The sequence below is a fragment of the Pararhodospirillum oryzae genome, assembly GCF_007992075.1.
Lineage (GTDB): Bacteria > Pseudomonadota > Alphaproteobacteria > Rhodospirillales > Rhodospirillaceae > Pararhodospirillum > Pararhodospirillum oryzae.
The window spans coordinates 1-8310 of record NZ_BJZO01000129.1 but is presented as its reverse complement, the minus strand read 5'-3'; the positions used below and the strand labels follow the sequence as shown (position 1 = coordinate 8310).

General features: G+C 68.1%; 10 protein-coding genes. All 10 read right to left on the bottom strand.

Annotated elements, in window-relative coordinates; translation table 11 throughout:
* Positions 1-282: OmpA family protein (locus ROR02_RS15495; RefSeq protein ID WP_246135588.1), on the bottom strand; the 282-nt coding region annotated here is incomplete at its 3' end.
* 288 nt (positions 283-570) lie between these two features.
* The gene (gene tolB, locus ROR02_RS15490; RefSeq protein ID WP_147164953.1) at positions 571-1917 is read right to left on the bottom strand and encodes a Tol-Pal system beta propeller repeat protein TolB; all 1347 of its coding nucleotides are present in this window, start codon (positions 1915-1917) and stop codon (positions 571-573) included.
* A gap of 228 nt (positions 1918-2145) precedes the next feature.
* Positions 2146-3168, bottom strand: coding sequence for an energy transducer TonB (locus ROR02_RS15485; protein WP_147164952.1), 1023 nt, complete (start codon positions 3166-3168; stop codon positions 2146-2148).
* Between the two features lie 24 nt (positions 3169-3192).
* Positions 3193-3672 carry a protein TolR gene (tolR, locus tag ROR02_RS15480; protein ID WP_147164951.1) on the bottom strand — a complete coding sequence of 160 codons (480 nt, stop codon included), beginning with the start codon at positions 3670-3672 and terminating at the stop codon, positions 3193-3195.
* Between the two features lie 12 nt (positions 3673-3684).
* Positions 3685-4671: a protein TolQ gene (tolQ, locus tag ROR02_RS15475; RefSeq protein ID WP_307725157.1), complete on the bottom strand. Its 987-nt coding sequence runs from the start codon at positions 4669-4671 to the stop codon at positions 3685-3687.
* Positions 4652-5143: a tol-pal system-associated acyl-CoA thioesterase gene (ybgC, locus tag ROR02_RS15470; protein WP_147164950.1), complete on the bottom strand. Its 492-nt coding sequence runs from the start codon at positions 5141-5143 to the stop codon at positions 4652-4654. Before ybgC ends, tolQ begins: the two co-directional genes overlap by 20 nt.
* 14 nt (positions 5144-5157) lie before the next feature.
* Positions 5158-6198 (bottom strand): Holliday junction branch migration DNA helicase RuvB, encoded by a 1041-nt coding sequence (gene ruvB, locus ROR02_RS15465; protein WP_147164949.1) that lies wholly within the window; start codon positions 6196-6198, stop codon positions 5158-5160.
* A 3-nt stretch (positions 6199-6201) separates the two neighbouring features.
* A complete protein-coding gene (gene ruvA / locus ROR02_RS15460) occupies positions 6202-6834 on the bottom strand; it encodes a Holliday junction branch migration protein RuvA (RefSeq protein WP_147164948.1) in 633 nt (210 codons plus the stop codon).
* Complete coding sequence (ruvC, locus tag ROR02_RS15455) at positions 6831-7334, bottom strand: crossover junction endodeoxyribonuclease RuvC (protein ID WP_147164947.1); 504 nt, start codon at positions 7332-7334, stop codon at positions 6831-6833. Before ruvC ends, ruvA begins: the two co-directional genes overlap by 4 nt.
* A complete protein-coding gene (locus ROR02_RS15450; protein WP_147164945.1) occupies positions 7331-8080 on the bottom strand; it encodes a YebC/PmpR family DNA-binding transcriptional regulator in 750 nt (249 codons plus the stop codon). Before ROR02_RS15450 ends, ruvC begins: the two co-directional genes overlap by 4 nt.
* Between the last annotated feature and the right edge of the window lie 230 nt (positions 8081-8310).

Below are 8310 nucleotides of genomic sequence, written 5' to 3'. Positions count from 1 at the left end.
GCGCAGACGGTTCGGGGTCACGCCCTGACCGACCAGGAACTCCTTCACGGAGTTGGCGCGGCGCTCGCCGAGAGCCAGGTTGTACTCGCGGGTGCCGCGCTCGTCGGCATGGCCTTCCACGGTCAGGGCGAAGGTCGGGTAGCGGTTCAGCCACTGGGCCTGCTTCTGAAGCGTGGTGCGGGCTTCGCTGGTCAGGCTGTATTCGTTGAAGCCGAAGAGCACGCGGTCACCCACGACCTGCTGGAATTCGGCGATGGTGCCCGGAGCGGGGGCAGTGGCCACACCGGCACCGGCACCGGCACCGGCGGCACCCGTTTCGGAGGGCGTCGAGCAAGCCGACAGCAACAACATGGCGGCAGCGGCTCCGAGGAAACCGTACTTCATCATTGAAAAGAACTCCCGAGTTAAAGCTGTGCGACCAGTCGTCAAGATGGCCGGTCGGCATGGAAAGGGTGGAATGCTGGACGCCTCACTCAAGTCCGGAAATTCCAGAGATGTTTGTGATCGAAATCGCGTCCAAACACAAGAGGAGTCGCGAAGGAAAAGTAAAGAAGGTCAGCGGCCGATGTTTTACGGCAACAGGGGGGACCAGGCAGGATCGGAGGCCTCGGTTGAAGTTCCGATCATGCGTTCATGTTGTCCGGTAAGATCCACGACGTACAACGTTGGCCGGCCCGCTCTTTCCTCGCGGTAGAAGGTCAGCACACGGCCATTGGGGGCCCAACTGGGGCCTTCCACCAGATACCCTTCCGACAAGATGCGCTCGCCGCTGCCATCGGTTCTCATCACGCCGATATAGAAGCGGCCGCCCTTCATCTTGGTGAAGGCGATCAGGTCTCCGCGCGGCGACCACACCGGCGTCGCGTAGGTGCCATCGCCGAAGCTGATGCGCTGCACGCCCGAGCCATCGGCATTCATGACGTAGAGCTGCTGCGAGCCGCCGCGATCCGAGTTGAAGGTGATCTGGCGGCCGTCGGGCGAGTAGCTGGGCGAGGTGTCGATCGCGGGGTGATTGGTCAGGCGGGTGGCGCGCCGGGTCCGCAGATCCATTTCGTACAGTTCGGTGTTGCCATCCTTGGCCATCGACATGATGACCCTGTTGCCGTCCGGCGAGAAGCGCGGGGCAAAGGTCATGCCGGGGAAGTCGCCCAGCAGTTCGCGCCGGCCGGTTTCGATGTTGAACAGGTAAACGCGAGGCACCCCGTTGAAGTAGCTCAGGTAGGTGATTTCCTGCGCGCTGGGGCTGAAGCGGGGCGTCATGACCAGCGACTCGTTCGTGCTGAGAATCCGCTGGTTGGCGCCATCTTGATCCATGATCGCCAGTTTCTTGACCCGGTTATTCTTGGGGCCGGTTTCGGCGACATAGACAATGTGGGTATCGAAATAGCCGCCCTCGCCGGTGATTGCCTTGTAGATGTCGTCGGCGATCATGTGGGCGGCGCGGCGCCAGTTGTTGGGCTGGACGGTGAAGGCGCGGCCCAGGGCCTGGGTGCCCGCGAACACATCCCACAGCCGATAGCCGATGCGCAGCCGCCCGTCGGGCAGGGCCTGGACCTCGCCTTGCACCAGGGCCTGGGCGTTGAGCGCGCGCCAGCTGGGGAACTGGGGCATCGAGGCCAAGGTGGGCAGGGGGTCGAGGTAGGCGGCCTTGTCGAGCACCCGGAACAGGCCCGACCCGCCCAGGTCGTTGCCAATCACGCCGGCGACGTTGCGTCCCATGGAGAGGGTCGAGCCATCCGCGCCCCCGAAATCGGGAATGGCGATGGGCAGGGGGTCGGTGACGCCCCGGGTGATGTCAATCACCAGCTCGGCGCGGGCCGAACGGGCGTCCAGGCCGGTTCCCCCGGCCACCACAAGCGCCATCACAACCGCCAAGCCGGCCCACCGGCCTTGCCAGGTCGCCCACCGTCGGATCATTGCCGAAGCATCCTTCCCTTTGGTCACCATGAACCCTCCCCGGTCTCCGGCGGGAAACCGGCCAACATTGAAGCGAACACAGGTATCGTGCACCGCACAAGGGTCCTGGGGCGTGTGCTCCGATATTGTGGCCGCAGTGTGATGTACAGGCAACACATATCCGGAAGGCGCTATCCTGTGGCGCGATTTCTCACGCCTTCCGGCACACCAAAAAGGTATTCCACGTCATCAGTTCACGTCGACGCCAGACGGCGCGAACCGCAAGGTGAACCCGTTTTGGAACAACGGGTATTTGTCCGGCGGGACCGGCAGCGGACTGGCCCGCCGGATGGCGCGCACGGCGCTTTCGGCCAGGGCCCGGTAGAACGGATCGCTGGCCTGGGAGGAATCCAGCAGCGCCTGGGCCTTGGTCACCGTCCCGTCGGGGCCGATGGCCACCGCCACGTCCACCACCATCTGCTCCACTCCCCGGCCGCCACGGTTGTAGGTCCAGGTCTTCTCTACATGATATCGGATCGCATCGATTTCACTCAAGGTCAGGCGCTGCGAAATTCGACCGCCCTGGTTGGCCGGGGTGGTCGACGGCGTCGAGGACGTGGCGTTCGACGTGGCATTCGACGTTGCCTGTGAAGCGGGCGCGCGGGCGGGTGGCGTGGGCTGGCTGCGCTCCATCGATTTGACCGCGTTCAAGACCGAATCAAAGGGATCGGGCGCCGGCTTGGCGGGCTTGGGCTTTTCCGGTTCCGGCTTGGGCTTTTCAGGTTGTGCCTTGGGCTTCTCCGGCTCCGGCTTGGGCTTTTCAGGCTCCGGCTTGGGCTTCTCGGGTTCCGGCTTGGGCTTGGGCTCGGGTTCCGGCTTCGGCTCGGGTTTTGGTTCCGGCTTTGGCTTCTCGGGCTCGGGCTTGGGCTTCTCGGGTTCCGGCTTGGGTTTCTCGGGCTCGGGCTTGGGCTCGATCCGGGGCGGCGGCGGCGGCTCGGGTGTTGGCGGCTGGGGCACGGGCGGCGTGGGCGGCGTCGGCGGGGCCGGCGGCTTGGGCTCGGGCTTGGGTTCGGGGCGGGCCGGGGGGGCCGGGGGCGCCGGGGTGGGCTTGGCCTCGGTGCGCGAGGTGGTTTCGTCGCTGATCTCGGCCAGCTCGACCACCTGCACGGACTCCTGCACCGTGACATCGCGCCGCTTGAACGGGATGCCCACGATCACCAAGACCAGAACCAGGACGTGCAGCCCCAGCGAGATAAGGAAAGCGCGTTTCATCACAACGCCATGACCCGGTTCGGTCTAGCGGCGGGGCCGCTGGGAGGTGGAAGAAGGAGGCGTTTGGGACGAGGCGCCCGGCTGGGTGATCAGGGCCACCTTCTCCAGGCCGCCGGCGCGCAGCATGCCCATGACCTCCATGACCCGGCCATAGTTGATGCCGGCATCGCCGCGAATGTACACCTTGACGTCGGGATTGGCCTGGGTGACGGCCAGAAGGCGCGGCGCCAGCGCCGTGTCCGGGATCACCGAGTCTTGCAGGTACAAGCTGCCATCGGCCGCGACCGTGACGGTCAGGGCCTGGTCGTCCTTGCCCAGCGACGCCGTGGTGGCCCGGGGCAGGTCGACCTTGACCCCCGTGGTCATCAAGGGCGCGGTGACCATGAAAATGATCAGCAGCACCAGCATGACGTCGACCATGGGCGTGACGTTGATGTCGCTCATGGGCTGGGATCGCCGGCGTCGCGAACTGGAAGAGCGCCGGGGCGCGATGGAGGCTCCCATGGGTGCGTCCTCCTACTCGCGATCGTCGAGCTGGCGGCCGAGAATGGCCCCGAACTCGCCCGAGAAGGCTTCCAGCCGGCCGGCGTAGCGGTCGATGTCCGACGACAGCTTGTTGTAGGCGATCACCGCCGGAATGGCCGCGACCAGCCCCAGCGCCGTGGCGAACAGGGCCTCGGCGATGCCGGGGGCCACCGTGGCCAGGCTGGTGTCTTGCGACTGCCCGATGGCCGAAAAGCTGTTCATGATGCCCCACACCGTGCCGAACAGCCCCACGAACGGGGCCACCGAGCCGGTCGAGGCCAGGAAGCCCAGGCGACTCGACACCACGTCGAGTTCGCGGCTCATGGTGATGCCCATCACCCGCTCGATGCGCTGGGCCAGCAGCGGGCGCGGGCCGGCCGGGCCGCCCCGGCGCTGCGCCGCCAGGCGCCATTCCCGCATGGCGGCCACGAACACCGCCGACATCGGGTCGCGCGGGCGCTGGCCAATGCGGTCGAACAGGTCTTCCAGCGACGAGCCCGACCAGAATTTTTCCTCGAACCGCTCCGCCTTCCGGTTGAGATCCCGGATTCGGATCGACTTTTCGATGATAATGGTCCAGCACCACACGCTGGCCCCCATGAGGGCCATCATCACCGTCTTGACGATCAGGTCGGCTTGCATGAACAGCCCGACCACCGAAAGATGGTGGGCGGGCGGCGCGCTGGCCGGGGCGGCGCCCGTGCCCGGGGCCGTGGCGCCCGAGGTCAGGCCGCTCCCGCTGGCCCCGCTGGCTCCGCTGCCCAGGCCATGCGAGGGCGTGGCGGCGGCTCCCGGCAGAAGTTCGCGCTCGACGGGCATCGTGGGCGCGGAGCGTGGCGCCGGTGGCTGAACCTGCACGTCGAAGCCCGATCCCATGGCATGCCCCGCCTGCGTGAGCGCGCGCGACAGGCCGTCAAGGGCATCCGCTCCCACATGGGACAACAGATGCGTGATCGCGTCAGCGTAAAGCAGTTCCATCGTCCGTCCTGTCCCCGAGTCGTCTTTTCTGATCGGTTCCGGTCAAAAGGCCGCGCAAGGCGGCGGGCAGGCGCGCGGGCGTGCCGGCCGCCATCGAAAGGCAGGCCACGCGCACCGCGAGCCGGGCAAGATCCTCGTCGTCGCGACGAATCGTCTGGTCGAGGTCCAAAATCGCCCCGCCCACATGGGCGACACGGGTTTCCACGATCAAGGCGTCGTCGAGACGCGCCGGGCGTCGGTAGTCGATGGTGAGGCGGGCCACCGCGAACGCGAGACCACCCGCGTCCAACAGGGCACGCTGACTGATACCGAGCAAGCGCAGCATTTCGGTACGCGCCCGCTCGGCAAAATTCAAGTACTGAGAATGGTACACGATGCCGCCGGCGTCGGTATTCTCCCAGTGCACGCGCACCGGAAAAAGATGCGCGTCACCGTGCCAGACGCCGCTGGAAGGCTGGGGGGCTGAGGGCATGGGAGGTTCTTCGTTCAGTCAAGGGGCAGGTCGGGTTGATCGGGGACCGGCGAAGCCGGCGCGGCCAGGCCGAGATGGGTCCAGGCAAGGCGGGTCATCACCCGGCCGCGCGGGGTGCGCTTGAGGAAGCCGCGCTGGATCAAGAAGGGCTCGATGACATCTTCCAGGGTATCACGTTCCTCGGCCAGGGCGGCGGCCAGGGTTTCCACCCCCACCGGTCCCCCGCCGTAGTGCTCGGCCATGCGCCACAGATAGGCGCGGTCCTGGGCATCCAGGCCGGCCGCGTCCACGTCCAGGCGGTTGAGCGCGGCGTCGGCGACAAAGGCGCTGACCGGGGTGCGCCCGGCCACGGCCGCGAAGTCGCGCACCCGGCGCAACAGGCGCCCGGCCACCCGGGGCGTGCCGCGCGAGCGGCGCGCGATCTCCAGCGCCCCGTCCGGGGTCAGGGCCAAGCCCAGCAAGGTGGCTCCGCGCGCCACGATTTCCACCAGTTCCTCGGTTTCATAGAATTCCAGCCGCAGCGGAATCCCGAAGCGGTCCCGTAGTGGATTGGTCAGCAGACCGGCCCGGGTGGTGGCGCCAACCAGGGTGAACGGCGCAAGGTCAATGCGCACGCTGCGCGCCGCCGGTCCCTCGCCAATGATCAGGTCGAGTTGGAAATCCTCCATCGCCGGATACAAAACCTCCTCGATGGCGGGATTGAGGCGGTGGATTTCGTCGATGAAGAGAACGTCGCGCGGTTCCAGGTTGGTCAGCAGCGCGGCCAGGTCGCCGGCGCGGGCGATCATGGGGCCGCTGGTCGCGCGAAACCCCACGCCCAGCTCGCGCGAAACAATCTGGGCCAGGGTTGTTTTCCCCAGGCCGGGCGGCCCGTGCAGCAAAACGTGGTCAAGGGCCTCGCCGCGCTCGCGCGCCGCCTTGACGAACACCGCGAGGTTCTCGCGCACGCGGCGCTGGCCGATGAATGCGTCCAGGGTTTGCGGGCGCAAGGCCACGTCGGCGTCGCCCTCGCGGCGCCGGCCCGAAACCAGCCGTTCCGACTCGGAGTCCGTCATGGCCTAGCTCCGTCCCAGGTCCCGCAGCGCCCCTTGCAGCAGGGCGGACAGGGGGGCCTCCGGGCCCATCTCGGCGGCGGCGCGGGCCACGGCGGCAAAGGCCTCGGTCCGCCCGTAGCCCAGGTTCACCAGGGCGCTGAGCGCGTCGGCCTGGGCATCGGCCGCGACCGGCTGGGGCGCGGCCCGGGCGGCGCCGCCGGCCGGGGCCGGCGGGACCGGGACACCGGCGCCCACCGACAAGGCGCGATCGCGCAGTTCCGAGGCAATGCGCGCGGCCAGCTTGGGCCCCACCCCGCTGGCCCGGCTCAGCGCGGCCTTGTCCTGGGCTAGAATCGCCTGGCCCAGCGCTTCCGCCGAGTGCACCGACAACAGCGCCAGCGCCACCTTGGCCCCGACCCCGGGCACGGTGGCCAGCAGCCGGAACCAGGCCCGTTCGGTGGCTTCCAGGAAGCCGTACAGGCTGATGGCGTCCTCGCGCACGTGGGTTTCGATGAACAGGGCCACCGCTTCGCCCACCGGAGGCAGGCGGCCGAGAACGCGGGCCGGGCAGTGGACCAGATAGCCCACGCCGCCCACGTCGATCACCGCCCAGTCCTCGCCCACGGCGTCCACCAGGCCACGCAGGCGGGCGATCATCGCCAGCCCCCGGCCCGGACCAGGGCGGTGAGGCCCTGAAGATGGTGCGCGTGGCACACCGCCACCGCCAGCGCGTCGGCGGCGTCGGGGGTGGCCAGGCGCGCGCCGGGCAACAACGAGCGGATCATCATGCCCACCTGTTCCTTCAAGGCGCCCCCGGTGCCCACCACCGCCTTCTTGACCACGCTGGGCTGGTATTCGGCCACGTCGAGGCCGGCCAGGGCCGGGGCCAGCAGCACCACGCCGCGCGCCTGCCCCAGCTTCAAGGTGGACGCCGGATTGCGGTTGACGAAGGTTTCCTCCACCGCCGCCGTCTCGGGCGCCCATTCCTGGATGACGGCGAGAATGCCCCGGTGCAGCTGCGCGAGGCGCCCGGCCAGGGAGAGGGACTCGTCCGAACGAACCACCCCGTCGGCCACGTGGCTCAGGTGATTGTTCCTGGCTTCGATGATCCCCCAGCCGGTGATGCGCAGGCCAGGATCGAGCCCCAGCACCCTCATCCGTTCAGCGACTCCATCACCGCGTCGTCGATTTCGTAGTTGGCGGCCACGCGCTGCACGTCGTCGCTGTCGTCGAGGGCGGCCAGGAACTTCATCAAGGTGGGCGCGGTGGCGGCGTCCACGGGCACGGTGGCCTTGGCCCGCCAGTCGAAGCGCGACACCTCGGCGTCGCCCAGGGTGGCTTCCAGGGCCTTGGTCACGGCCGCCAGATCGTCGGGCTTGCAATAGATGTCGTGGCCGTCCTCGCTCGACTCCACGTCGTCGGCGCCGGCCTCGATCGCGGCTTCCAGCACCGCGTCGGCCGACCCGGCCGCGACCGCGTAGTGGATCAGGCCCACCCGGTCGAAGTTGAACGCCACCGATCCCGTTTCCCCCATGGCGCCCCCGTTCTTGTTGAACGCGGCGCGCACCTCGGCGGCGGTGCGGTTGCGGTTGTCGGTCAGGCATTCAACGATGACGGCGACGTTGCCGGGGCCATACCCTTCGTAGCGCATTTCCTCCAGGTTGGCCGCGTCGGCCGAGCTGGTCGCCTTTTCAATGGCGCGCTGAATGTTTTCCTTGGGCATGGACTGGGCCCTGGCCGCCAGGATCGCCGCGCGCAGACGGGCGTTGGAATCCGGGTCGGGCAGGCCCATCTTGGCGGCGACGGTGATTTCACGGGCAAGCTTGGTGAACGCCTGGGCGCGCTTCGCGTCCTGGCCACCCTTGCGATACATGATGTTTTTGAATTTGGAATGACCGGCCATGGTCCGAGTGCTCTGTGCTTTCTTGAGGCTGTCGGGAAGGAAACGAGACCCGGCAGGGGGCTCGATGGCGCACTATGGCAGGAGTGTTCGCTAAAAGGAACCGTCGGCGCTCGTCCGCCCGGGGCAATCAGGAGAAGCCCGGGATGCCCTTGGAAGAGGGGTCCTCAACGCCGCGAGAGCGGCGCGCGGCGTGTGCCGCGTGAGCCAGGCGCACGGAGTGCGCGCCCGGC

Bases quoted from the DNA above. Each gene is read 5' to 3' on its own strand.
- ROR02_RS15450 (WP_147164945.1), bottom strand. From the start codon at position 8,080: ATGGCCGGTCATTCCAAATTCAAAAACATCATGTATCGCAAGGGTGGC.
- tolB (WP_147164953.1), bottom strand. From the start codon at position 1,917: ATGATCCGACGGTGGGCGACCTGGCAAGGCCGGTGGGCCGGCTTGGCG.
- ruvC (WP_147164947.1), bottom strand. From the start codon at position 7,334: ATGAGGGTGCTGGGGCTCGATCCTGGCCTGCGCATCACCGGCTGGGGG.
- ruvA (WP_147164948.1), bottom strand. From the start codon at position 6,834: ATGATCGCCCGCCTGCGTGGCCTGGTGGACGCCGTGGGCGAGGACTGG.
- ybgC (WP_147164950.1), bottom strand. From the start codon at position 5,143: ATGCCCTCAGCCCCCCAGCCTTCCAGCGGCGTCTGGCACGGTGACGCG.
- tolR (WP_147164951.1), bottom strand. From the start codon at position 3,672: ATGGGAGCCTCCATCGCGCCCCGGCGCTCTTCCAGTTCGCGACGCCGG.
- tolQ (WP_307725157.1), bottom strand. From the start codon at position 4,671: ATGGAACTGCTTTACGCTGACGCGATCACGCATCTGTTGTCCCATGTG.
- ruvB (WP_147164949.1), bottom strand. From the start codon at position 6,198: ATGACGGACTCCGAGTCGGAACGGCTGGTTTCGGGCCGGCGCCGCGAG.
- ROR02_RS15485 (WP_147164952.1), bottom strand. From the start codon at position 3,168: ATGAAACGCGCTTTCCTTATCTCGCTGGGGCTGCACGTCCTGGTTCTG.